At 59.7% G+C, this 22,682-nt stretch carries 22 protein-coding genes and 2 pseudogenes; 13 read left to right on the top strand and 11 right to left on the bottom strand.

Going from position 1 to position 22,682, the window contains the following annotated elements:
* Positions 1-598: 598 nt before the first annotated feature.
* On the bottom strand, positions 599-1,483 hold the full coding sequence (locus tag KFO72_RS10990) for a LysR family transcriptional regulator (protein ID WP_225032049.1): 885 nt from the start codon (positions 1,481-1,483) through the stop codon (positions 599-601).
* An 89-nt stretch (positions 1,484-1,572) separates the two neighbouring features.
* Here KFO72_RS10990 and KFO72_RS42485 point away from each other — a divergent pair.
* From KFO72_RS42485 to KFO72_RS10975, 3 genes and pseudogenes are all read left to right on the top strand, one after another.
* Positions 1,573-2,010: pseudogene (locus KFO72_RS42485) on the top strand (NAD(P)H-binding protein); the annotation flags it as partial.
* 80 nt (positions 2,011-2,090) lie between these two features.
* Positions 2,091-2,504: a hypothetical protein gene (locus KFO72_RS10980; protein ID WP_225032087.1), complete on the top strand. Its 414-nt coding sequence runs from the start codon at positions 2,091-2,093 to the stop codon at positions 2,502-2,504.
* Positions 2,501-3,241 (top strand): SDR family NAD(P)-dependent oxidoreductase, encoded by a 741-nt coding sequence (locus tag KFO72_RS10975; RefSeq protein ID WP_225032048.1) that lies wholly within the window; start codon positions 2,501-2,503, stop codon positions 3,239-3,241. Before KFO72_RS10980 ends, KFO72_RS10975 begins: the two co-directional genes overlap by 4 nt.
* A 377-nt stretch (positions 3,242-3,618) precedes the next feature.
* Here KFO72_RS10975 and KFO72_RS10970 read toward each other — a convergent pair whose 3' ends face one another.
* Positions 3,619-4,449 (bottom strand): NAD-dependent epimerase/dehydratase family protein, encoded by an 831-nt coding sequence (locus KFO72_RS10970; protein ID WP_225032047.1) that lies wholly within the window; start codon positions 4,447-4,449, stop codon positions 3,619-3,621.
* A 157-nt stretch (positions 4,450-4,606) separates the two neighbouring features.
* Between KFO72_RS10970 and KFO72_RS10965 the strand changes: the two genes are divergently transcribed.
* Positions 4,607-5,380, top strand: a complete 774-nt coding sequence (locus KFO72_RS10965; protein ID WP_225032046.1) for a helix-turn-helix domain-containing protein — start codon at positions 4,607-4,609, stop codon at positions 5,378-5,380.
* A 421-nt stretch (positions 5,381-5,801) separates the two neighbouring features.
* On the opposite strand, the gene KFO72_RS10960 is transcribed toward KFO72_RS10965, so the two are convergent.
* On the bottom strand, positions 5,802-6,899 hold the full coding sequence (locus KFO72_RS10960) for an IS5 family transposase (RefSeq protein WP_225032045.1): 1,098 nt from the start codon (positions 6,897-6,899) through the stop codon (positions 5,802-5,804).
* Positions 6,900-7,384: 485 nt separating this feature from the next.
* On the opposite strand from KFO72_RS10960, the gene KFO72_RS10955 reads away from it, so the two are divergent.
* Positions 7,385-7,822 (top strand): cupin domain-containing protein, encoded by a 438-nt coding sequence (locus tag KFO72_RS10955; protein WP_225032044.1) that lies wholly within the window; start codon positions 7,385-7,387, stop codon positions 7,820-7,822.
* A 1,238-nt stretch (positions 7,823-9,060) separates the two neighbouring features.
* On the opposite strand, the gene KFO72_RS10950 is transcribed toward KFO72_RS10955, so the two are convergent.
* Positions 9,061-9,639 (bottom strand): AraC family transcriptional regulator, encoded by a 579-nt coding sequence (locus KFO72_RS10950; protein ID WP_225032084.1) that lies wholly within the window; start codon positions 9,637-9,639, stop codon positions 9,061-9,063.
* Between the two features lie 224 nt (positions 9,640-9,863).
* Between KFO72_RS10950 and KFO72_RS10945 the strand changes: the two genes are divergently transcribed.
* A complete protein-coding gene (locus KFO72_RS10945) occupies positions 9,864-10,793 on the top strand; it encodes an NADP-dependent oxidoreductase (protein ID WP_225032083.1) in 930 nt (309 codons plus the stop codon).
* Between the two features lie 463 nt (positions 10,794-11,256).
* On the opposite strand, the pseudogene KFO72_RS42480 reads toward KFO72_RS10945, so the two are convergent.
* Positions 11,257-11,361, bottom strand: a pseudogene (locus tag KFO72_RS42480) (hypothetical protein); the annotation flags it as partial.
* Between the two features lie 293 nt (positions 11,362-11,654).
* Here KFO72_RS42480 and KFO72_RS10935 point away from each other — a divergent pair.
* The 4 genes from KFO72_RS10935 (at position 11,655) to KFO72_RS10920 (ending at position 14,407) form a co-directional block, all read left to right on the top strand.
* Positions 11,655-11,828: a hypothetical protein gene (locus KFO72_RS10935; protein ID WP_225032043.1), complete on the top strand. Its 174-nt coding sequence runs from the start codon at positions 11,655-11,657 to the stop codon at positions 11,826-11,828.
* Between the two features lie 849 nt (positions 11,829-12,677).
* Complete coding sequence (locus KFO72_RS42475) at positions 12,678-12,836, top strand: SDR family NAD(P)-dependent oxidoreductase (protein WP_412101773.1); 159 nt, start codon at positions 12,678-12,680, stop codon at positions 12,834-12,836.
* The gene (locus KFO72_RS10925; protein WP_412101772.1) at positions 12,764-13,120 is read left to right on the top strand and encodes an SDR family oxidoreductase; all 357 of its coding nucleotides are present in this window, start codon (positions 12,764-12,766) and stop codon (positions 13,118-13,120) included. Before KFO72_RS42475 ends, KFO72_RS10925 begins: the two co-directional genes overlap by 73 nt.
* Before the next feature lie 252 nt (positions 13,121-13,372).
* A complete protein-coding gene (locus KFO72_RS10920; RefSeq protein ID WP_318248439.1) occupies positions 13,373-14,407 on the top strand; it encodes a flavodoxin family protein in 1,035 nt (344 codons plus the stop codon).
* A gap of 427 nt (positions 14,408-14,834) precedes the next feature.
* Here KFO72_RS10920 and KFO72_RS42265 read toward each other — a convergent pair whose 3' ends face one another.
* From KFO72_RS42265 to KFO72_RS10905, 3 genes are read right to left on the bottom strand one after another with little or no spacing between them, the layout of a single operon-like run.
* A complete protein-coding gene (locus KFO72_RS42265) occupies positions 14,835-15,176 on the bottom strand; it encodes a ParB/Srx family N-terminal domain-containing protein (protein ID WP_318248438.1) in 342 nt (113 codons plus the stop codon).
* 10 nt (positions 15,177-15,186) lie between these two features.
* A complete protein-coding gene (locus tag KFO72_RS10910; RefSeq protein WP_225032040.1) occupies positions 15,187-16,128 on the bottom strand; it encodes a cation diffusion facilitator family transporter in 942 nt (313 codons plus the stop codon).
* A gap of 30 nt (positions 16,129-16,158) precedes the next feature.
* Positions 16,159-16,620, bottom strand: coding sequence for a divalent metal cation transporter (locus KFO72_RS10905; protein WP_225032039.1), 462 nt, complete (start codon positions 16,618-16,620; stop codon positions 16,159-16,161).
* A 1,125-nt stretch (positions 16,621-17,745) separates the two neighbouring features.
* Between KFO72_RS10905 and KFO72_RS10900 the strand changes: the two genes are divergently transcribed.
* On the top strand, positions 17,746-17,973 hold the full coding sequence (locus KFO72_RS10900) for a hypothetical protein (protein ID WP_225032038.1): 228 nt from the start codon (positions 17,746-17,748) through the stop codon (positions 17,971-17,973).
* A 177-nt stretch (positions 17,974-18,150) separates the two neighbouring features.
* Positions 18,151-18,717: a DUF4142 domain-containing protein gene (locus KFO72_RS10895; protein ID WP_225032082.1), complete on the top strand. Its 567-nt coding sequence runs from the start codon at positions 18,151-18,153 to the stop codon at positions 18,715-18,717.
* Positions 18,718-19,108: 391 nt separating this feature from the next.
* On the opposite strand, the gene tnpB is transcribed toward KFO72_RS10895, so the two are convergent.
* The 3 genes from tnpB to KFO72_RS10880 all read right to left on the bottom strand — a co-directional run bounded on the left by tnpB (position 19,109) and on the right by KFO72_RS10880 (position 22,134).
* Positions 19,109-19,324 carry a transposase gene (tnpB, locus tag KFO72_RS42470; protein ID WP_225032037.1) on the bottom strand — a complete coding sequence of 72 codons (216 nt, stop codon included), beginning with the start codon at positions 19,322-19,324 and terminating at the stop codon, positions 19,109-19,111.
* 14 nt (positions 19,325-19,338) lie between these two features.
* The gene (locus KFO72_RS10885; RefSeq protein WP_225032036.1) at positions 19,339-19,761 is read right to left on the bottom strand and encodes a transposase; all 423 of its coding nucleotides are present in this window, start codon (positions 19,759-19,761) and stop codon (positions 19,339-19,341) included.
* A 1,242-nt stretch (positions 19,762-21,003) separates the two neighbouring features.
* Positions 21,004-22,134 carry a sensor histidine kinase gene (locus KFO72_RS10880; RefSeq protein WP_225032035.1) on the bottom strand — a complete coding sequence of 377 codons (1,131 nt, stop codon included), beginning with the start codon at positions 22,132-22,134 and terminating at the stop codon, positions 21,004-21,006.
* 88 nt (positions 22,135-22,222) lie between these two features.
* Here KFO72_RS10880 and KFO72_RS10875 point away from each other — a divergent pair, with 88 nt between their 5' ends.
* On the top strand, positions 22,223-22,657 hold the full coding sequence (locus tag KFO72_RS10875; protein WP_225032034.1) for a hypothetical protein: 435 nt from the start codon (positions 22,223-22,225) through the stop codon (positions 22,655-22,657).
* The last annotated feature ends 25 nt before the right edge of the window (positions 22,658-22,682 follow it).

Here is a 22,682-nt window from a genome sequence, read left to right as displayed (position 1 = left end):
AGAAGCGTCATCCGTGGCCGCATACGGGGCGCGTCGCCCGTAGCCTGCGCATTGGCAACAAAGGCATCGCGCGACATGCGGTCCGCTTCTCAACGCGATTGGATCGCATTGCCGCGCGGACGCGACAGCACCACCTCGCCCGCTTGCGGCATCGCGCTGCGCACACGACCGGTCAGGCCGCCCTGCACGACGACGGCATGTCGATCTCAAGCGCCTGCTCAGCTACGCCGAACTGGTCGGGATGCCGCTCTTGATCGCATGGAAGTTCCACAATCTGTGGACGCTGTTTGAAGGGAAGCATCTCAAGAAGGTGACCAAGAATTTCAAATATCGCTTTGACGGCGGCCGCAACTGAAAACCTGCTCGGCATGCTAGCGGGAGATGTCGCGTACAAGACCGGTGCGGGTGCAGGCATTCATCTCCGGTTTCGCAAGGATACGTTAGTTAGCAAGGAGGCGATCGAAGAAGACTGCTTCCCCGTCAGCCACGTAGGCCAATCCCAAACCCTGGCGCGCCAAAGGCAACAGCGTCGCCCAGCAGGCCAGATTGCGCAAACCCTGAAAGGGTATCCCCATTCCTTGCTGATCTGCTGCGGCGATTAGGCATGTTGGAAGCGCTCCAGCAGCCACTTACCTGCCGGGCCTGGCAATCGATCAGCTAGATAGGCAGCCTGGAAAGGCATCACACCTGCGGACGGCCCTTCCAACTCGATGCACACCAGGCGGCCTTCCTTCAGGTCCTCGCTGATCAGCCAGAGCGGCATGTGTCCCCATCCGAGGCCGGCACGCAGGAAGGCATGCTTCGCTCCAAGATCGGCGAGCCGCCAGATGTTCTTCCCCTGCACGCCGTAGTCGACCCCGTCCGTCAGCGAGGAACGATCAGTGAGCACGAGTTGTGTTTCGTCGAGCAGATTCCGGAGTGCAACGGGGCCTCGTCTGTTGGCCAGCGGGGACCCTGGCGCGACCACTGTCACCATTTCCTCGCTGAACAGCGGTTCGGCTGCGAGCCCCGGAGGAAGGAAAGGCAGTGTCCCGGTGATGCCGAGGCTGCATTGGCCCTTTAGCACGAGTTCGGCGACGCGGCCTAGCGCTTCGACATGAAGCCTGAGTGGCGTAGATGGGAAGCGCTCCTTGAAGCTGCGGAGCGCATCGGTCAGGCACTGCTGCGGAAACATGACGTCAACGACGATGGCGAGTTCGGGCTCCAGTCCAGCGGAGAAGCTGCGTGCCTTGGCCTTCAGTGCATCAGCGCCCGTCACGATGCGGCGCGCGTCCGCCAGCAGGTTCGTTCCCTGCGTCGTCAGCCTGGGGTAGCGGCCGACCCTCTCGAACAGCGTGACATCAAGCTGCGCATCCAGATTCGCAATGGTTTGACTGACCACCGATTGAGCGCGACCGATGGCACGGCCGACCGCGGAAAAGCTCCCGTTGTCCGCAGCGGCAACGAAGGTGCGCAGGTGATCGAGTGAGATGCCGTCAAGCAAAGTATCGACTCCATAGATAGGTCATATCGAATAATATAGGCTTTTCGGAGAGATGTAGAAGCCCTACGCTGAAAGGCAAGGAGCTTTCCATGTCACGAAAAATTTGCATCATCGGTGCATCCGGGTTTGCCGGGGGCAGTCTCGCCGGACACTTTGTAGCGCAAGGGCACAAGGTGCTGGGGCTGGCGCGATCCGAGCGCTCAGCGTTCGCCCTGGAAGCGGCTGGAATCCAGGCGGTTCGTGGCGATCTTGATGCCGACATGGCCCCGGTGCTCGCTGCGGCGCAATCGGCCGACGTGACCGTCTACGCCGCGCGGGTTGCCTTCGAGCGCGAGCCGGCCATCATCCGAAGGCTGTGCGACGCACTCGCCGGAGGCGGCAAGACGTTTATCTTCCTGTCGGGCAGCGGCGTGTTCATGCAGCGCACTGGCGGGGCATGGAGCCCGGACAGCTTTGCCGAAGACGATCCCTTCGTGCCGGAGCCGTTGGCGCTGCCCCGTGTAGAGGCTGAGGGGATCGTCCGCGCAGCCGCAGAGCACGGCCTGCGAAGCATGGTGATCCGTCCGCCGGTGAATTGGGGACCGGCGACAACGGCCCGGTGGCGAGCGTGTACCGCTCCGTCGGGCTTACAGGTGCCGCCTGCTACATCGGTTCGGGACTGGCTGCCTATTCCAACGTGCATAGCGCCGACCTCGCGCGGCTGTTCTCGCTCGCCATCGAGCTCGGAAAAGCCGGCTCGCTGTATCACGCCGTTGCCGGCGAAATCCCGTATCGCTGGATCGCCGAGGCCGTGGCTCGCGACCTGGGCGTCAAAACTCGCAGCCTGACGATGGACGAAGCGGCCGAGGTGTTCGGCCCGTTCGGGGCGCTGCTCCAGTCGGCGTGCAGCCGCTCGCGCGATCCGCGGACACGAACCGAACTGGGCTGGAAACCTACCCAACTAGACCTGCTATCAGAAATCGGCGAGCCGCGGCTGCGCGCGCTAGCAGACCCACAATCCAACCAGGGAGCAAATCCATGAAGACGCATCAAAACAAGGTCGCCATCGTCACCGGTGGCAAACAGGGCATCGGTCGCGGTATCGCCAATCTTCTTGCCGAGAGGGGCGCCAAGGTAGTGCTCGTCAACCGCGAGAGCGCCGACGAAGCCGCAAAGGCGATCGGCAATGACGCTATCGCAATTGCTGCTGACGTGGCGAGCGAAGAAGGTTGGGCCAAGGTCGCCGGTGAGGTCGAGCAGGCATTCGGTCGGGCCGACATCCTGGTGCACGCTGCTGGCATCTATCCCTTGGCGACGCTCGATCAAATGACATCCGCCGAATGGCGGCGTGTGCTGGCTGTGAATCTCGATGCGCACGTGCTCGGCGCCCGTGCGATCGTGCCGCTGATGCGCAAAGCCGGCGGCGGCGCGATCGTCACGATCGGTTCGGATGCCGTCGATATGGTGACGCCGCCCGGCATGGGATTCTCGCACTACGTCGCATCCAAGTTGGGGGCGATCGGCCTGGTGCGCGCGCTTGCGAACGAGTTGGCGGCCGACAATATCATTGTCAACGCCATCCATCCCGGCATCACGGACACCGAAGGCGCCAGCGGCATGCCGCACGAGCAGAAGGCACAGGTCTACATGATGCAGGCGATCAAGCGGCTCGGCACGCCTGCCGACATCGCCGGCCCCGTTGCCTTCCTTACCAGCGACGATGCACGCTTTGTAACGGGGCAGACGTTGGTAGTTGACGGTGGTCTGATGCGGCTGTGAAAAGGAAAAGATGTCGTGGTTCGTAATGATTGCGCTTGCAGTGGCCATGGTACCGGCGCGTGCGGTGAACGCCGCGCCACCGACCGGCATGTGTCTAGCGCGAATCCAGTCCGGAAGATCCACCCGCATTGAGCTTGTCGATGTCTGCAATCGCTTCAGCGATGAAATCCATAAACACGGTCGCACGCTTTGTCGTAGATGGCGGCAGGATGTTGAACGGCTGACCCCGCGCACTGTCGGCGTGACCTCGAGGCAGATCGGACGGCCGCGAGGGTCGGCAAATGGACCGGAAGTCGTAGCCGCTTCATCAGACGCGGCTACCCGCACTAGCTCAGCGTGGAAAAGGCAGCCGGTGTGAAATCAGCCATTTGACGGTGCTAGAGGGCGCCCGCCGCAATCGCATCCGCGAGACGCGGGAAAGTCGCAGTGAAGCCGAGATCGTCACGAATGCGGCGACCATCGAGTAGCGCATCGAATGCCGCGCCACGTTCGGCCGCCGATCCGTCCGGCGGCGCGGCGCCCACCGTCGCCAGCAGCTCGGCGATCTCGGGCGCGTCGTCGTCGGCCACGTTATAAATGCGGTACGCCGGGTCCGTCTTGTCGAGCAGGCGCATCACGGCCTGAGCGATGTCCGCATGGTGGCCGATCGACATCCGCTGGGTAGGGCGCCATCCTTGCATGAGCGGCGCGATTTCCGCAATATGCGGATCGCCGTCGCCGTAGACGAACGGCAGACGCAGCACGCGCACATCCAGGTGTTCCAGGCCTAAAAGAAAGCCCTCGGCGGCCAGCTTGCTCACCGGGTAGGCGACAGTCGGCGCACAAGCGTCGTCCTCCGATGCAGGGTGTCCGCAGGTTGACCCATAGACGAGGCCTGTGCTCAGAAAAATGAACCGCTTCACACCGGCGTCGCGCGCGACGACGGCAAGCGACTGCGTTCCCAGATCGTTGACGCTATGAGCTTGCTCCGGCGTTGCACCGCGAAAAAACGCCGCGCAGTGGACGATTGCATCCGCACCGCGCACAGCCGCCCGCAGCGAATCGGGATCGAGAAGATCGCCTTCGACGAGTTCGATCTGGTTCGTGTTCAATTGAGCCGCACGAGCGCGGTCGCGTATCAGAGCACGCACGCGATCGCCGCGCCGTGCCAGTCGTTTGACGAGGCGGCTACCGACTTTTCCGGTTGCGCCGGTCACGAGAATTGTCATGCGAGGTCTCCAGCCAAGGATTGAGATACGAAAACTGTATCGGGCCATGGCCGCCGTGTATTGGAAAAAACGGACAGAGCGAATCCGCGTCATGCGATGGCTGGACGTCGTCTACTATACGGCCATGCATCCCGCTTCCATTTCGCGCAGGTACCCCATGTCCCTTATCGAATCGATGATCGTCGACGAATGCGTTGCGAACGAGCCGAGGGTAGCGATTCCTCGCCCCGAGGTGCATCTCGTCGTCAGGGTGGGACCGTCGGCGAATCGGGGATTGGATATGCATGTGCTCGGTGCCCGTCGGTACGTCACACGCAAGACGATTCGCAAGGGACAATGGACCGTCTTCGCGCGTCTTCAACTGGGGACTGCCGCCGCGGTGCTCGGGATGCCGGCGTCCGCCGTTGCGGGCCATACCGTGCCGGTGGAAGACGTGTGGGGCGCGGGCGAAGCGCAAGCGATATACGACCAGCTTGCGTCGGCGGAAAGCCCCAACGACGCTGCGTGTATTCTCGAACGCGCGATTGCGGCCCGGCGCTTGCCTGACCATCTACATAGCGATCACCCGCTGCTCGTGCGCGAAGCTGGAAAAAAATTGCTCGACGCCAGTGTGCACGAGGTCGCGGCTGAGCTCGGCATCAGCGAGCGGCATCTGCGGCGCGTGTTTATCGAAACGGTTGGCATGAGCCCGAAGATGTTCTCCAGGCTCATGCGGTTTTCGCGTGCGACGGACCTGGCGCGTGCGGACTGCTGCACGAACTGGGCGAGCATCGCCGCACAAACGGGCTTTTACGATCAGGCCCACCTCATCGAAGAATTTCGCAACTTCACGGGTGCGACGCCCGAGGCGTTTATTCATGAACTGAGCGGCGCTCATGACCGAACGCGCGCCGACCCAGACGCAGTGCCGTTGTCTTTATTGACAGGCTGATGAAATAGGATGGCGGGCGAAGCGCGCTGATGACGTCGGGCTCGATGTAGGGATTTGAACACGACACCTTATCCTCTTTTCTGGCAACAAAGCGTCCGTCAAAGCGTGTGACGGTGGAGTCCGTGATGGCTTTCTTTTCATTGTGCCGTTACGGACGAGTATCAGATTCATGGTGAGTCGTGACCTCCAAGTCAAAAAGGATTGTGATCGCGAGTAGATCGATATTCTTCACGTCGCTCCAGCCGAAACCCTTGGAGATGCCCTCTAGCAGGGTGCTGAAGTACACCCGAGTTATAGAGGCTCCGCTCCAATTACGTGACTCGCGTCGCAAGATTTTTCGCATGTGCGATTCAATGCGAATTCAACGTTCTTTTAAGGGTTTTGAGGCCAATTCCTGGCCTCATTTCCGCGTCTTCCGTCACTACGGACGGACTTGTGCCAAGGATCGCAGGCGCACGAGGTTGTATGCGGCCATGTTCAACACGAACATCTGATCCACCTTCTTCAACCCGCGCACCATCGCCTGGCGCATACCACCCACGGTCTTCGCCCATCCAAAGCCTTGTTCGATCAGCTTGCGCTTTTGCTGGGAAATGGCGTAGCCCGCGCTCGAGGCAATCGTATCGGCCACCGCCGAACGCCGCCCCGAGGTGTTTTGCGCTACGTGCGGTATGACCTTCAGCTCGTGGCAGGCCTCGATGAATTCCTGTGCGTCGTAACCCTTGTCCGCGCCCAACGTGATCTCTGCGCCCGCACCCTGTAGTGCTTGCCGCGCGTCGTTGATCATGATCTTGGCCGCTTCACGTTCAGCATGCCCGTCAGCGCGTGTCACGCGCGCGTTGACCACCAGACCGTGCCGGTTATCGGTCAGCGTATGGCCCATGTATCGCAATTCGCTGCCCGTCTTGCCTTTCCGGTAGAGCCGCGCATCAGGATCGGTACTGGACTGATGCGTCTCGTTGCTGCGCTTGCTACCTTTAAAGTCGCCCGCGCTGCTGCCTTCGTCATCCCGATCGTCATCGTCCTTGCGAACGAAGCTCTTGTGTCCCGCCCACGCCTGGATCAGCGTGCCGTCTACGCTGAAATGCTCGCCCGAGAGCAGATCCTTCTTCTGAGCGATGGCCACCACTTCGTTGAAGAATTCGATCACGGCATCGTGCTTGATCAACCGCTCGCGGTTCTTCGTGAAGACCGTGGGCACCCACACCACGTCATCCATTGCCAGGCCGATGAACCAACGAAACAGGAGGTTGTATTGCACCTGCTCCATCAATTGCCGCTCCGAGCGGATGCTGTAAAGCACCTGGATCAGCATCGCCCGCAACAACTTCTCCGGCGCGATGCTCGGCCGCCCGCCCTTTATGTCGGCTTCGTACATGTCGGCTAACAGCCGATCCATCTTGGCGAGTGCTTCGTTCGCCATGACGCGAATCGCACGCAGCGGATGTGACGGCGGAATGAAGTCGTCCAGCTTGCGCATGGAAAACAGACTCTCGGTGAATGTGTCGGCGCCGCGCATAATCTCCATCGGATAGTTGGCCTCCTTCTATCAACGCTTCACGAGCCCTGCGCGATGACGCGTTCAGCGGTACTTCCGCAGCCTGCTAGGGCTTCATAGGCAGTATCAGCTACGCGATGCTTGACGATTTGCTTGTGCGTTGTCAGGTCCTTCGACCAGAGGCTCGGTCGGAGGTGCCGACCGAGCATGTAACGACGCTCAGGTGGAAGGGCCTGACAGCCCAGTCTCTGGACGGGGCCGCGGGCATCCGAACTGGGTTTGATGCGCACGATCGTTCTGTATTTCCCTCGGCCGATATCGGCGGCTTACGAGCCCGCGATCATTTCCGACTCGATACACCGAGGCATGAGGCGTCCATTGCAGACGATGAACGGCGAATACAGCAGTGCGCGCGACGGTACGCGCTGCACGCCAGTGAGTCAGGACTCCGCATTGGAATGCTAAATGCTTGATCTCACGCCCAACTTCTCAACAGGAGGTGTGCGATGTCCGTCGAACCCGTAACCCGGTTTTCCCATGTGAAGCGCGACGATACGCCGTTCGAAGGAGGGGGCCTGCGCGACTTCTTCCAATATCGCGATCTGGGCATCGCGCAGGCAACAGGCGGAAAGGTCGTTGTGCAACTCGTCAGGGCGCATCGCGCACCAGAGGCAGGCACCGGATGGCACCGTCATGAAGCAGATTTCCATATCGTCATCATGCTGAAAGGGTGGGCGCGCTTCATGTACGGCGAACGTGAAACGCTGGTCGAAGCAGGCGACTGCGTACACCAGGCGCCGGGCATCGTGCATTTTCTGTTCGACTATTCCGACGACATGGAATACCTGGAGATCGTGAGTCCCGCTGACTTCAAATCGATCGATGTTCCGCCACCGTGTGCCGTGCCCGCACCGACACCGTGGTCCATCGAGGCATCTTCATAAGCCGGACATCAGCCGGGTGTCAGTGGTCCGATTTTCAGGGTGTACCCCGAGACATGTGTGCCTGCATTCGCTGGATGGCCTTGTCGAAGTAGTACGCGTAGCGTCGGACGTTCGCGTGCCACCAGTTCGGTGATGACGGCGGCGCGGCTCTGTGCCGCCTGGACTGTCGACGGATCGGGGAAGTCGTCGCGCAAAAGCGCCTGGTCGAGCGAAAGCGCGTCATGAAATAGTTACGGCTGTAGTGCCAGGGATGCTCAGCCCGGTGCCCAATTCCCAGATCAAATCTACGTTGGTCTGGTACCGAGCCGCGATTCTACCCAACCAGTTGCCAAACGCCTCTTCCAGAAGGGTCGAGGTGCAATCGACCACGACCTATCGATATCAGACAGGTGCGGAGTCAACACGCTCAAGGCTGGAGGTATCCATGCACTCATCGTCGTTCCGGATCAGCAGCTCAACTGCATCGTTGAGCATCGTAGCTACGGCGACAGTCAATCCTCCGCTTATCTCAAGAACGAACTGGACAACTTCACACCGAGACGGATCCAATGGTTTTCGTAGCGGCGAGACGTTCACAAGTACAGCTATGAGTCTGCGAAGATTTTCGCTTTCGCTCCACCTCGGAATCCCGAAAGGTCTGTAGAGGCTGATCAACTGTTAATCGGTCTGGAAGCACTAGAGCGGCATCTCCGGTCCCGACGAGAACCATGCTAATCTGCAAATCGTTGGCCAATAAATCTCAGCAGTTCTAAGAGGAGCGCTGCTCATGGTAAGTCCGGGCGAGCAAATGATGGATCTCGCCTACGATCAGCATCTGGGGCGACGTCCGGCCGCGGAAAGTCGCGCTCACGCCGCTTGATCGAGGAGCTGATCCGGCGATCGGGAAACCACCGACCAGCGCTACTTCGAGGAGCGGGAAAAAACATCGGCCAGGCGTGGCACGGATCCATTGATCCTTATTACAGTGGCCATACGGCGACGTGCTAGAGCCGGAGCTTGGCGCCCGCGTCACCTGCGCTGTGCTGTATGCCTTTCAGCGCCAGGTGTACGAACTGCACCGGTCAGCGTTACCTCACGAACTGTTTCGACATTGGGGCGTCCGGCGGCCATTGGTCTGCCGTTTCTCATGGCTGCGATGTCACGCCTCGGGGGGTGGCCGAACAAGCGCCGTAGTCCCTGCTAAATTGCGTTGGACTTTCATACCCGACCCGCATGGCCGCGCTAGCGGCGTCCAGTTCTTAGCTTAGCATCAGCCGACGGGCCGCGCACAGGCGAAGCAGCTTCTGATACTGGATCGGTGTCATTGGCGTCATTTCGCGGAATTGACGATAAAGCGTCGCTACGCCGATTCCGCAGATCCGGGCCAGCTCTTCTACCGGGCACACGCTTGCATAGTGGACTCTCAACCACGCGACCGCCGTCGAGACCTTATTCAACGGCAATCCGACCCGCAACGTGTGCCGCAGATAATCGCTGGCTGGCCCCGCTAGCAGCCGGTACACGATCTCCTTCTGCAACAAAGGCGCGAGAACGCGGACATCGTCCGGCTCCCCGAGAAGCGCGACCAGGCTTGCCAACGCGTCGAGCAAACCGCCGTCCAGCGGCACGATCGCGAACCCCGATCTTGCGGAACCTGCGCCACGCGCCGTATTTTCCATTTCGGCGAATACCTGACGGGCCACGGCAAGATCGAGGCGAACCTGCAATGCGGTATAGGGTGCGTAGGCACTTGCATCGGGCACTTCAATGATCGTCGGCAGGCCGATCGACGTAAATAGGAAGCGCCCGGGATCATAGGTGTACCGCCGCCGCCGTATCGCCGACGCGGATTACGAGAGCTCGGGCGTCGCGTCGAAAGCGGCTGGAAGTTAGCGCTGTCATGATGCGTGGGAATAACGCTTGCGCGTTATCAAATGCGTGCGAATACAAACGCAACCTGATGAGGGCCACGGCCCGAGGAGCTAACGATATGACTTCATCCACAACCGATCTGGCGTCGGCGACATTGCGCGAGGCGGGCGCACCCGCCGTGCCCGATACGATGCGAGCGTTTCGCATCCGACGTTTCGGCGGACCCGAGGCACTCGAACTCGACACGCTCGCTGTACCCCGTCCGGGGCGCGGCGAGGTGCTTGTCAAGGTACTCGCTTCGAGCGTCAATCCTGTCGACATCAAGACCCGCGAGGGGCGTTATCCGCTAATTCGCGCGGACGCATTGCCTTATACGCTAGGCCGTGACTGCGCAGGCACGGTTGCCCTTGTGGGCGAGGGTGTCGCAGGCTGGAAGCCGGGTCAGTACGTCTATGCCTTCGTCGGTCAAGGACAAGGCGCGCACGCCGATTACGTAATCGTCGATCAGACGGCGCTGGCGAGAAAACCCAGCACACTCGATCATCTGCTGGCGAGCGCCGTTCCGCTCGCCGCGTTGACGGCATGGCAGGGACTGTTCGAGCACGGCATGCTGGCCGCCGATGACAAGGTGCTGATCCATGCTGGTTCGGGCGGAGTAGGGCATTTCGCGGTCCAGTTTGCAAAGCTGACGGGGGCCGAGGTCTGGGTGACGGCATCGGGAGACGGCATCGACTTCGTGCGCTCGCTTGGTATCGACTGTGTGATCGATTACAGGGCGCAGCGCTTTGAGGATGCAGTCCGCGATGTCGATCTCGTGTACGACCTCGTCGGGGGCGAGACGCAGGAGCGTTCATGGAACGTGCTGCGCAAAGGCGGCCGGCTCGTGTCGACGTTGAGCGAACCGTCGCAGGTCAAGGCCGGCGAACGTGGCGCGACCGCATTGCGCTATACCGCCCATCCCGAGGCAAAGGTGCTGACGCGGATCGGTGAACTGATCGACGACGGCGCGGTGCGAGTTGTCGTCTCAGGCCAGTATCCATTCGATGAAACGCCCGCCGCGCTGGCGCGCGTCGAGCGCGGCCATGTACACGGCAAGATCGTCATTCACGCGACGGCTTGAGAGCCGGGATCGAAAAGCAGGCTATTGCGACTCGCCCTTCTTCACAGCGCGATACCCCTCCATCTGATAGTGCCTCTGGATCGTCGGAAGGCGGCCGCCGTTCCCCTATCTATAAAGCCATTCGCGCAGTCATGACGCAGTTGCGGAATGCCGCATGCTCTTGGACTAAAGACAGCAACGCTCGCTTTCCCGTCTGGTGGCGCCGCGATGCTGTCGGGTGTTATTGGGCAGCCCGCGTAACTGCGGGCTCTTTTTTTGCCGTTGGACAAGGCGTGCAGCTGCTGCGCTTGCAGCGAACTGTGCTCGAAAGTGTCGCGTCAGGTGACCTCGCGTTGAAAGATTGGCACGAACGTGCCGAAAGCGGGTGCAGGATCTGCTCCCGGATTGTTCCGGCGTCTGCGCCAGATGACGCTTGATGTATCCGATTGCCTCGGGCATGTGTTGCGTATCGCTGTCGTTCAGTTCATTTTTTTCTTACGCAAAAGGCGACGATCCATCGCCCTGATCGGTGCCGCGTAGAGTTGGTGTTGCTGCCTCTCTGGCTAACGCGGCGCGACTCGTCTGTCTCTAACCAGTAGTCCCAGTTCGACTGCGGTCATGTTGACCAGATGATTGAGCTCGGACAGGACCTTGGCGCTGCGCTCTTCGACGGAATTAACAGATTTGAATATGATGGGCTCTCTGAGATCGATCTTGCGTCAAGGTGTGCAATGGACGTACCCAATTCCGGAGTAATCGCTGGTCGCCATATTTCTCATCAGTACCCTATACGGCTCGGTATCCCGCAGGTTGCGATAAACCGCGCAGGATCGACGTTTGCGCATTTCTCCGCACGCGATGAGTTAAACGAAGTAGCTTCAAATGAATACCGCCATGAAACGAGCACAGGTCTCGCAGATGCCGGATGTGCTTTGGATTGACATCGGCCGGTTCGGCGTGGTGGGGGCATGGAACCCCATGCTGGAGAAGGTCGAGAGCGAAGCCGAGCACGAAGGCAGCCCGCGTATGATGGCAGCAAGCAGATCGAGCGGCTGATCGAAAGCGCTTCCGAACGGCATTTCTCCGTTACCAGATGGAATCGACGCCGATGGCGGTGCGCAACTACACCGCGGAGTTTCGGATCGAAGATTCCTCGGACGACACTAGCGTTGTCGTCCGGTCTGCGCAGTTCGAAACGACATCGGATGGGGAGGCCACTGCTGAGACCGTTCGTGCCTTTATTAAAGCAGGACTTGACAATATCCAGAGTCCGTATGCGAGCAAGCACAACGCCGTTCCATGATATTAATTTTTTTACCAGCACGTAAGCCGCAGAAGCAAGCAAGGCAAACATGTACGAAACCCATGCGATTCAGACAGGTCGACGGACTTAACGGTGAGGAAGTTTTCACGTACTCTGCAATGACCGTTACAGTCGCATGACAAAATGAGGAGACGGTAATGTTAAGCCCGCACGAGATGTCGACCTTGCTTCTCATCAAAAGCGCCTACGATTCGATCGATTTCGATGGCACCGATCTCACCTCACTCCTACAGATGCAGCTTGTTACGTGCGAGATATCGGTTGACGGTACGCGACATCTCAAGTTGACGACAGCTGGGCAATGCATTGCGCGAGCGATCGTATCGTCGGCTCTCCCTGCGTCGCCCAGATTTCCGTCCTAACCATGGGATTTCGCAGCAGGCACGCGATCAGGAGGAATTCGTGCGAATGCGGGCTGCGGCGTACGGATACGCGCATACAGCCGAAGCCGGATTGCTTCCGCGTGCAGAAGCGAGAGAGGCTTCGCGTGTCGAAGCCTCCTGTTCACAACAACGGCATCAGGCTGCTCGCTTCAATACAACCTTGATACCACGCAATGCGATGCGCTCGTCGAGTGAGCGATGAGGGAATTTGGCCGGATCGACGCCGTCGTCAACAATGCGGCCTATCAGGTGACCTACTCGCTGGATGAGGCCACGGACGAAGAATGGAACAGGACGTTCGATACAAACATCGGTGCGATGTTAGAGATCGTGCGTTCAACAGTCGGAAACATATGAACCGGTGGATCAATCATCAATACAACATCGATGAATGCAGACAACCTCGGGGCATACTCGCACATGCGGCGACCAAGGGCGCATTCCAGAATTTCACTGGTAGTCTTGCACAGTTACTCGCCAAGGACGGAATTCGAGTCAACTGTGTTGCGCCTGGACCCATATGGACACACTTATGCCTTCAACCATGCCGAGAGAAAAGGTCGAGAACTTCGGCAAGCAGGCCTGCGGGCCGCCCAGCCGGCCGTGCTTCTGAACCTGATTTCTCGTGTTTGCATCGGTGACTCCTGTCGATCTCGGCTTTCAGCAAAAATCCGATCGGCATCGTCTGAAAGAACTTCACGTCAGGAATATTCCAAAGCGACTGACGTAATTGACCGCTAACTGGTCCAGAGATTGCTGGCAAACTGGGAAATGCCGCGTCATGGCAGTTTGAAGGTCCGGGGAACGCGATGTCAGCAAGCAACGATGACAGTAAAAAAAAGCCTGTGCAGGGCTCGACGGTGGAAGTTCGTAAGGGGCAGGTAACAGACAAGATGTCGCGCGAGCCTTTCCGGCAACGGTTCATGAACCGTTTCTATGACCCCGCATTTCGTATCGAGGACGCGTCGCTTGCCCGGCTCGAAGAAATCGCGTGGAACGCTTATCAGGAAGGACGCAAGGCCCCCGTTACGGTCAAGGCAGGTCCCGGATTCGCGGACCCGGATTACGACCTGTCCGTCGAATGGCGTGATGCAAGTGAGCGGATCAAGGGCGCGCAGCGCAGGCAGGCCGACCCGGCATCGGCGAGTCGAGTCCTGATAGTCAATGCATCGTCGCGTAACGATCATTCATGTCCTGGCGAGATGTCGAAAAGCTTTCGCATGTCGAAGCTGGTCCAGACCACACTCGAATCGAAGACCTTCCACGTCGACCTTCTGGACCTTTCGATTCTCACGTCGGACCGAGATCTGCATATCCACCCATGCAAGGGATGTGTATCGACCGCTATGCCACTGTGTCACTGGCCGTGTAGCTGCTATCCCAACCACTCGCTAGGCATGGTGAATGACTGGATGAACGAAATTTATGAGCGCTTCGTGGCAGCCTATGCCGTGATTTTCGTCACGCTGGTCTACTGGTATCAGGTGAGCAGCCCGCTCAAGCTGCTCATGGACAGGCTAGTGTGTGCGGATGGCGGAAATCCCGATCCGACAAGTACGCACGGTAAAGACCCGAAGGAAGCGAAACAGCTGGAGCTTGCCGGATGGGACTATCCCAAGCACCTCGCGGGCCGTGCCTATGGACTGGTCGTGCATGGCGACGTGGCTGGCATCGAAGAGTCGCGCCGCGCGCTGACGGACTGGTTGGACTGGATGGGTTTCCTCGAAGCTGGAGGCAAGTCGCGGCTCGACCGGTTTGTCGGCTATTACGAACCCTACGCGACGAGTCACGTGACGCTTGATGCGGACGAGGACATGCAGAAAGAAGTTGTCAACGTTGCGCTTGCCGTTGCGAACGCGGTCACCGCCATCCGCGCGGGCAGACTCAAGAGCCGGGACGCGAACCTCGGGACGCCCCGGGCGAAGTAATGCAATTAACGCCACTGACCTCGCTGAATAGGGTGATGAATGCGTTCATGTCAGCCTCCGTTATCGACGTTGAGAGCCGAACGGCAACACGCACGCTGTGGCCAGAGCTTTCCCAGGCAGCCATCTTTCCAATGAAATTAGGCAGTCCGACGGCCGCCGCGCCTTTTTGGCGAGTTTGACCACCCGTCGCTGTGCAAAAGCGAATTTGTGTTCGGTTTCCGGGCGTTACATATATGTGCGGAAGAAGTCCGCCCATCGGAATCCTTCGAGCGAACGGCGGTTTTCTTGTACCTACCTGCATCACGCACGACCGCCGCAAGGCTGCGGTATGGACACCCTCAAGATCCCACACATGCGCGGGCATATCCGCAAAGCTCATGCGTTACCCCTTGCGTCGTCGGGATCTGTCAGCGGTGGTCGCCCATCGTCAGCCAGAAATCGCGTGATGTGACAGCCACGACAGCTCGGCGACCTGCAATGCAGGCATCGATTTGATTCCGGTACGCCACAGCGCGGCCGCGACGTGATGGCGATCAATCGCGAAGAGCGCACCGGTTGGTCCGGGAACAACGGGCAGCGGCGTTTCTGCGATCGCCATCTCCAGTTCATGTCCGGACAGCGATTGATAGAAGCGGATCTTTCGGATGATTTCGCCCAGCCCGTGCGTCATTTGGGGCGGACGTACGCTTCTGATGGCGACTGTTCTCGTGTTTCTGCCCCTCGCTCGCCTCGCTGCAACGACCCACGGGTTGTATCTTGCGCCCAGCAACGTACATGCCTCAAAGCGGGTTGCGTCCGTGCTCCCGCAGTTCCGGTTCGAAGTAGATCCACCGCGCAGCGGGAAATTGCGACTTCAAGTCATTTTCGATGCGGCCGATCGTACGCACGAGGTCGCTCGCACGGCCTTCAGTCTCAAGTTCTGCCTGCACGGCGATGACAAGATCGTCTGCCCACTTCAGTGCCACGAGACTCACCACGTTCCGTATCTCGGGCCGTGTTCGCAGCCATGCGTCCATCTCGTCGCGGACGCCTTGATGTGCGGACTCGCCAACGAGCAATGACTTGATCTCGCGCATTGAGAATAAAGCCGTCCCCATCAGCACGAGGCCCACGCCAATACCGCCGAGCGCGTCGAAAAGGGGATTTTGGCTCAGCATGGATGCGACGACGGCGATAAGGGATACTGCCACGCCAACGACTGACGCGAAATCTTCTCCCGCCGCGAGCATCACTGCCGCGCGTCCGCTTTCGCGAAACCAGTTGAACAGGCCATGCGCGCGATGGCGTGGCTCGATGGTACGAATGGTCGCCCGCAACGCAATGGCTTCGATGACACCCGAAGCGCACAATACGCCCACTGCCAGCCATGGTCTGTCGAGCGGCGAAGGATGAAGCGCACGAAACACACCAACCGCAACCGACGCGAGACCACCGACAACAAAAAGCTGCATCGCGACGAGCATGCCATAGACGTACTGTTCCCGTCCGAAGCCAAATGGATGCTGTTCGTCAGGCCGGGCGCGCGCCCGGCGGTGGCCGTAGAGCATGATGATCTGGTTGAGGCAGTCGGCGCTGGAATGGATCGCTTCGGCCAGTGCGGCACCCGAGTTGGTCAGCAACGCGACGCCATACTTGCAGGTGGCAACGGCAATGTTGGATGCGAGGGCATAGTAAATCGCGCGAGGCGGGCCGGAGGTGTGATGTCGTCTGTTGACCTTCATCGTGCATCCATCATCGGCTCGTGTCCATGGTCAGGTGGGCCAGAACATTCCGATTGCAGCGAGCCCCATGACGACCGTCGCGAGCCGGCCGATCCACAGCAGCATGCCGTTTAGCGCAAACTGTCCCATCACAGTGCGACTGCCTGCCATCAGCATCACCGTATTTGCAAAGATCAGCACCATGACGGCCGCATAGAGAATGGGCGCCGGATAGTGGCGGCGTTGATTGGTCGCCAGACCACGGCCAGTAGCACGTCCGAGCCGCCCGCCGACAGACTGGATCGCGACCATCAACGAGTAGGTACGTAACATGGTCAGGAGCAGACCAAGTCCAAACTGCGCGCCAGCTTGTATGTAGGTGGCAATCCCACTTGGGTCGTCGTCTGCTCCGCCTGCGATCAATCCCGGGCCGAGGCGTTTCATCCATGAACGCTCGGCGTCGTCTTCAACGGTCAATTCCGGGTCGGTCTGTTCCTTTTCGTAGGCTTTCATGATCACGCTCGTCGCCGCGAATGCGCTCGCCGGAAGGACCCTTGCAGGCTATGAGCAGTTTTTGTGCCGCAGCTGGCGCTTGCGATCGCACGCGCCCCTCGCAGCGTGCCTGTACTTTGCGTCTCGAGTCGTATGAGAGGGCGTTCCCGCATTCATTCTCGTCGGCCTTGCGATTGGAGCAGAGGGCGACCTCCATTCTTTTCTGACGCGCGCCTACCTTGGTATGGAAAAGTTTGGTCTGTTCTATGGGATTGTCTTTTCGGGATATTCGCTCGGCGCCGTGCTGGGTCCACTGGCTACCTGCCACTATTTCGATGTCACCAGGTCGTATGTGCTACCCATGCAGATTGCTCCGTTTCTGCTGCTGGCCTCGTGTCTGTCTTCCTCGGTCTTGGCCGCTATTCGAAGCCCGGGGCTCACGCAAGCGACTCACTGGCCGGAGTCGCTGTCGCGGTAAATAGCGTTCTACCTTGTCGACGAAAACGGCTTGCAGCGCGGGCGATTTCGTGGACAAAGCAGGGCGCGCGGTCGCTGCACCTGGAGCTGGATCACCGCTGAACGCGCGTCGGTGGTCAGCCTGCGCACGCTGGAACGTTGTCCCAAAAATTACGAATATATCGAAACAGAAAGGGCCGACATCCGATGATTGCTGGACGTGGCCATTGGCCTGACCCGATGGCCGGCCGATGCCTGACCTCTGATTTCAGGAAAAACGATGATGACCGTCCTCAATGGGACCGAACTCGGACCTCTGTAGTTCCACGTGTCCTTAACCATTTAGCGTAGGAATCCTATGGTATCAGAATGGGGAGCGATAAGTTGCTAAACAATGCGAAGTTTTAGTGCCACTTGAGCCCGCGCGCTCCTCCGCGTCCGGCACGAGCCGGTCCCCGCATCCGTCGTACGATTGAAAGCGGAATGCGGCGAGGCTAAGATTCGCTGGGGCGAAGCCTGCAGCATTGGGGATCATCGCGCCGCGGCGATTGGAGCAGACCTCGCGGCATGCGAAATGCTGCGCTATACGAAGGGCAGGCCGACTGTCCGGTAGGAACATGTTCATGCTGCCTTGGTGACCAGGGAAATGCATGGACCTCGAAATTTTTACATCTTGATGGAGCGTGAGCGATGGAAAAGCATTCGCAGCTTTCCCGGGCAAAAGAAACCAATTGGCCCGGCAAACTAGTCCCCGCAACGTCTCGGAAGCCCGATGGATTGTCTTGGCATGAGCACGACGAGACGGATCAGGATCGGCAAGACGAGAGGGAGAAGCAGAAACACTCACAATCGGAGAACGCCTTGAAATCAACGCAGGATAAAAACCCCGTGCCGCCCGGAACCACACACGAACGTTGATACGCGTTCAGTAACGCACGCATGCAAATAAAGGACTTGGATGAAATATCGATGCGTAACGGCCCCGCGCTGAACGCGTCGAGCGACCAGCGGCGCGACGCTTGCTGGCCACGAAGGCGTCAACCTTAGCGGGCTCACCACATGCGTCCGCAACTTTTCATGTAACGTAGGTCAATGATGACGAAGGCGAAACATCCGTTCGTCCGGTCGTGCCTGACTACCGCGGTGCTCGCTGTACTGCCTCTCGCCACATTGCCCGTCTTAGCGCGAACGCAAGCTGCTTCGACGACCGCCGTCAGTCCGCTGGCGCAGCCCGACAAAGACTTCGTGCAGGCGGCGTCGATGTCGTCATCGACCGAAATCGACGCAGCGAAGCTCGCGATGAAAAACTCCGAAGACAAGGACGTGAAATCATTCGCGCAGCACATGATGGTCGATCACACCAAGCTCACGGTCGAGTTGGAGATGGCCGCGCCGCACGGCGTGACTGTGCCGAAAGACAATTCCGATAGGTCGATACTCGAATCGCCAAAAAACGTGCACGGCAAGGCGTTAGATCAGACGTACATCCTGAAGGTCGGCGTGCAGGGACATACGAAAGCCGTCGCCGCGTTCCAGAGGGAAATCTCTGACGGTCACGACGCGAAGCTGAAGAAGGCCGCCACGGAGGCGCTGCCGACTATCCAGAAGCTTTCGCAGATGGCGCAGCATCTCGCCTCGAAGAAGGGTGTGTCGGCGCAGTAGCCGATGGGGGATAGTGGGTACGACACGGCCCGCGGAGGCGTTTCCCCTTCAAGTCAACACACCAGGTTAAGCGAAAAGTCGTGTGTCGCTTGCGCACGAAGCGCCATTCAGACGCGCCAAATCGCGCCGGTGTCGAAACGGCGCTCGCGAGCGACCAGCTTGCGTCAGCGACAGCATATAGGTCGTGTTTCAAACTATCGTCGGCGTGAAAAGCGGTCGCGATTTTATCAAATCGGAGTTCCATGACATCGGCCCGCTAGCGCGGGCACAGGGTCACTCGCGGCGGATTCCGGGTCGGGCTGCCAGTCGATGAAGGTAACAACCGCGCTATCTCATGCCTATTCGCCATGCTCGTCCGCCACGGCAGCCCGGTGACCAGTGCCCGTAACTATTACTGATTCAGCGGCAATGCAACGGACTGCTCGCCGTTGCTCCATATAAACCGCCCGCGATTCGGGCGCCGCGTGGCCAGCCAGATTCCCAGGCCGTCGTAGACCAGCACCTTCATTCGCGTCGCATGTCGGTTGGCAAACAGATAGGCATGGTGCGGGGCGCGCCGCGCCGAATACCATGACCATGCGTGCGAGCAGCGTATCGGCGCCCGCACGCATGTCAACCGGCTCAGTTGCCAGCCAGATCGCGTCGATGCGAATCATCGCAACCACCCCTGTCGCCAGGCCGCGCAATCATCGGCCGCCGACACGGGCCAGTAGAGCGTAATCGTGGCAGCACCGCGACGAATCTCGATGCGGATCTCGCCCGATCAGTTGCAGCAACTGGAGCTTGCAGTTGTAGTGGCACGAATGCCGCCGTCGATGGCGGCTGTGCTTCATCCGGCGCCGGATCGTCGCCCGCACGCTGTCGCGCTGCCACCACCCATCGGCGCAGCAGGTTCGCGTTCAGGCGGTAATGCAGCGCCACCGCCGCAATCGATACGTGCGGTTGCATCGCCGCGCGCACCACCATCTCCTTGAATTCCCGGCTGTGTTTGCGACGCTCTATTGCCCGCACCACTCCATCATCTATCCGATCGTCGTCCGCCATCGTGTCACGTCTCTATCACGCTTCATGATGGACACGATGCTCCTATGCGCAGGCCACGAACCTCAACCTGACTTCACCGGACGCTTAGTCAAGTTCATCAAGCTTTCGGTCGATCTTTCCTTGTCGCCCTCACTAAGGGCACGTTGCGCGTCGGCGTGTCGCGAGAAGCGCCTTCGCCTGTTTGCGGTCCGCCGACCTTGGGTTTTGCCATATATCCTCCAGGATTGATGTGCGTCGAAGTGCTCACTAAAGCGCATCCCATGCGCCCGGCGTCCGCTGAGTCCGACCGCCGCGCGTGGTTGATTGCAGATCGTTACTAGGCACTTTCGACTGCCGAAGCGGAACCGCTGACACTCGGCGAGGGGTTCATCGTGTTTCCGTGGCGCGCTCGGCCTGAATCAAATGCGCGGTCTTTATCTCGACGCCACGGTGCGGCAGACTCACACCCGAGATGGCCAGCCGACGCTGCCTTTTTGCGCCGGGCGTGGTCCTTCGTCAAGCGACATCGAGTGGAACGGTGAGTGGTTGCCCCTACGCCGCGGGCACGCTGCTATTGTTCGAGCTGGAGAAGGCCCGGCAGGCGAGTGGTGACGATTCGATGATTTTCCTTCCCGACACCTGGAGCCGCTGCCCGGCCGAGCAATGGGTACCAGCGATGCTGGAAGGCGTACGGAGGCGAGCCACAACCGCTCACGGACAATAGGATCCGCTTCGCTAGGGAGAGATCGCGGCGACTCAATATCAAGGAGACCATCCTTGGCGAACAAGGGGCATCGGCGCGACGATGCGAGGGGCCGCTTCGGGCCGGATCGCTGCTGTTCGCTCCGTACCCAAACCGCGTCCGGCAGCATGCGGCGCCACGATCCGCCGATGAACGTCGTCGTCCAGTTTGGCTGACCGTGGCCTCGTCCGCCCTCGCTCAATGGCCGTTGTTCGGTAAGCTAATTGCCGCTGGCACGGCCTCGAGCCGGCCACAAGCGGTTAATGGAGGTGCTTACCTCGTGGACCGCGATGCGCATGAATTCAGCCATCGCAATAGTCGCGGAAGAAGTGAAGGCAGTGGTTGCGACGATAGTGCCGCGCGTCTCGTTGTCGAATCCTATGGTAGGAATCGGTGGTGATCAATTACCGAGTATGCAGGGACGGGTTGCGGATCGCACCGGCGAGCATCATGCGTATTCTTTCAGTGGCTGAAGAACGAAAGGCGGCAACGGACGGGAAAGCCCCGCGTCGTAACCCGGATCAACGCTTCGGCACGAAGAACCGCGGGATGTCCACCGTGAAAACCGTTGCGCGCTCATCAGATGCAACCGTAATCGTTCCCCGGTGGGCGTGCGCAATGCAGCGGCAGATATACAGGCCAAGTCCCATGCCGGGCGAAACGCGCCTGCGCTCAGGCGAAGGGGCTGCGCGCGTCAACGGATCGAAGAGGGTGGGCAGTGCGTCAGCCGGTATTGGTTCCCCTCCACTTGAGACAGCAATCCTTATGCGCTCGCCGTCGCCCACCACTTCGACGCGGACCGGTCCTGAGCCATGCTGAACGGCGTTTGCGACCAGATTGACGACGAGCTGATTCATGCGTGCGCCGTCGCATGTGCCCATGAGCTCGCCCCGGGCTTGCACCCTGATATGTGAGTCGGGATGCGTGGCGCACACCTCGTCGACCGCGCCATGGCAGATGCGCTCGAGGTCGTGCCGGGCGGGATCAACCGGAAGCACGTCTCCGAGGCGTGTGCGCGTGAAGACGAAAAGATCATCAATCATCATCTTTACCCGCTCCGCGCCATGTTGCAGGTTCGCAGCCGCCCGAACGCTGGTTGGCGACAGATTCTCGTCCTTCAGAATCACATAGGTCGAATTGACAATCGCGCCTACTGGCGAGCGCAGGTCGTGTGCAAGGACGCCCGCGAACATATCCCTGATACGCTCCGTCGTCTTCGAGAACTGCTGAACCGACTCAGCAACCATCTGATCCACTGCCTCATTGAAACGGATCATCTCCTCAAATGCTGCTGCATCGAGCCGGCAGGTCTGCTGCCATCTGCGCAGGACACTTGCCCGCAGCGCACGATATTCCGCTACCAGGGCATTGATCCCGAAGCCGTGCGCGCGCCGTTCGTCGGCGTGCCCGCGACCGATCTGGTTGAAGTCCGAGTCTGGGTGCCGACGTTGGCCGTAGGATTTTATCTGCTGCTGCTCTGATGTCTGCGGCTCCCGCATGTCGGCTGCAATCCCCATCAGGAGCGCACGCGCTGAGTTTCGCAGCTGCTCCTCGTCGAGTTGTCCGTCTGCGGGGGTCAGTTTGCGCGCAAATGCGGTCCAGTCTTCGACGAGCGGGGCCAGGTTGGTTTCGATGAAGTCCGACAGAGTCATTTAGTTCCCTCGTCCATCCATGCTCTGGTTTCCCCGCAGCAATAACCAAGCCGTCCCATGCTTCTTGTCTTGCAAGGCTCCGGAACGGATGATGCTCCGCAGCTTTGCGAGCCAACTTGAAAAGTATGTAATCCTCATGCCGCTGTCCTCGCCGATTGCTCGTTCAGTCCCCCTGACGGTCCTGAATGCGCCTTTCCTGCAGGGCAATGCGCTGCACTGCTTCCCGAATATGGCGATCCGCGAGCGCCAGTGCGGATTCTTTCTCAGCCAGAAAGGTCACGGTGGTCTCCTGATTCGAGATAACCGCCGAAAACATTGCGCCTTGCGGTATCCGATGAAACTCGCCAAGAATTATGTAGGTTTTGTGCGCAACCTTCCAGCCAGTGATTCGACGCCCGGAGCTTGGCCTTCTTCTCCCTTCCGCTATATCAACGTCGGAGGACATCGCGCAACACGGTGGCGCCGATGGTTCGCGACGGAAAACGTCGGCCTAGGGAACGGAACGCGCCTTGCTGTCGGCTAGGCATTTCACGCGCCAGCAGTAAATA

This window comes from Paraburkholderia sp. XV, assembly GCF_020177535.1.
Taxonomy (GTDB): domain Bacteria; phylum Pseudomonadota; class Gammaproteobacteria; order Burkholderiales; family Burkholderiaceae; genus Paraburkholderia; species Paraburkholderia caribensis.
This window is presented reverse-complemented; position numbering and strand designations above follow the sequence as displayed.

Bases quoted from the DNA above. Each gene is read 5' to 3' on its own strand.
- KFO72_RS10945 (WP_225032083.1), top strand. From the start codon at position 9,864: ATGCGAGCGTTTCGCATCCGACGTTTCGGCGGACCCGAGGCACTCGAA.
- KFO72_RS10910 (WP_225032040.1), bottom strand. From the start codon at position 16,128: ATGAAGGTCAACAGACGACATCACACCTCCGGCCCGCCTCGCGCGATT.
- KFO72_RS10925 (WP_412101772.1), top strand. From the start codon at position 12,764: ATGGAACAGGACGTTCGATACAAACATCGGTGCGATGTTAGAGATCGT.
- KFO72_RS10960 (WP_225032045.1), bottom strand. From the start codon at position 6,899: ATGCGCGGCGCCGACACATTCACCGAGAGTCTGTTTTCCATGCGCAAG.
- KFO72_RS10895 (WP_225032082.1), top strand. From the start codon at position 18,151: ATGACGAAGGCGAAACATCCGTTCGTCCGGTCGTGCCTGACTACCGCG.
- KFO72_RS10975 (WP_225032048.1), top strand. From the start codon at position 2,501: ATGAAGACGCATCAAAACAAGGTCGCCATCGTCACCGGTGGCAAACAG.
- KFO72_RS10880 (WP_225032035.1), bottom strand. From the start codon at position 22,134: ATGACTCTGTCGGACTTCATCGAAACCAACCTGGCCCCGCTCGTCGAA.
- KFO72_RS10875 (WP_225032034.1), top strand. From the start codon at position 22,223: ATGATGCTCCGCAGCTTTGCGAGCCAACTTGAAAAGTATGTAATCCTC.
- KFO72_RS42475 (WP_412101773.1), top strand. From the start codon at position 12,678: ATGAGGGAATTTGGCCGGATCGACGCCGTCGTCAACAATGCGGCCTAT.
- KFO72_RS10935 (WP_225032043.1), top strand. From the start codon at position 11,655: ATGAATACCGCCATGAAACGAGCACAGGTCTCGCAGATGCCGGATGTG.
- KFO72_RS10885 (WP_225032036.1), bottom strand. From the start codon at position 19,761: ATGGCGGACGACGATCGGATAGATGATGGAGTGGTGCGGGCAATAGAG.
- KFO72_RS10970 (WP_225032047.1), bottom strand. From the start codon at position 4,449: ATGACAATTCTCGTGACCGGCGCAACCGGAAAAGTCGGTAGCCGCCTC.
- KFO72_RS10920 (WP_318248439.1), top strand. From the start codon at position 13,373: ATGTCGCGCGAGCCTTTCCGGCAACGGTTCATGAACCGTTTCTATGAC.
- KFO72_RS10955 (WP_225032044.1), top strand. From the start codon at position 7,385: ATGTCCGTCGAACCCGTAACCCGGTTTTCCCATGTGAAGCGCGACGAT.
- KFO72_RS10905 (WP_225032039.1), bottom strand. From the start codon at position 16,620: ATGAAAGCCTACGAAAAGGAACAGACCGACCCGGAATTGACCGTTGAA.
- KFO72_RS10900 (WP_225032038.1), top strand. From the start codon at position 17,746: ATGGAAAAGCATTCGCAGCTTTCCCGGGCAAAAGAAACCAATTGGCCC.
- KFO72_RS10965 (WP_225032046.1), top strand. From the start codon at position 4,607: ATGTCCCTTATCGAATCGATGATCGTCGACGAATGCGTTGCGAACGAG.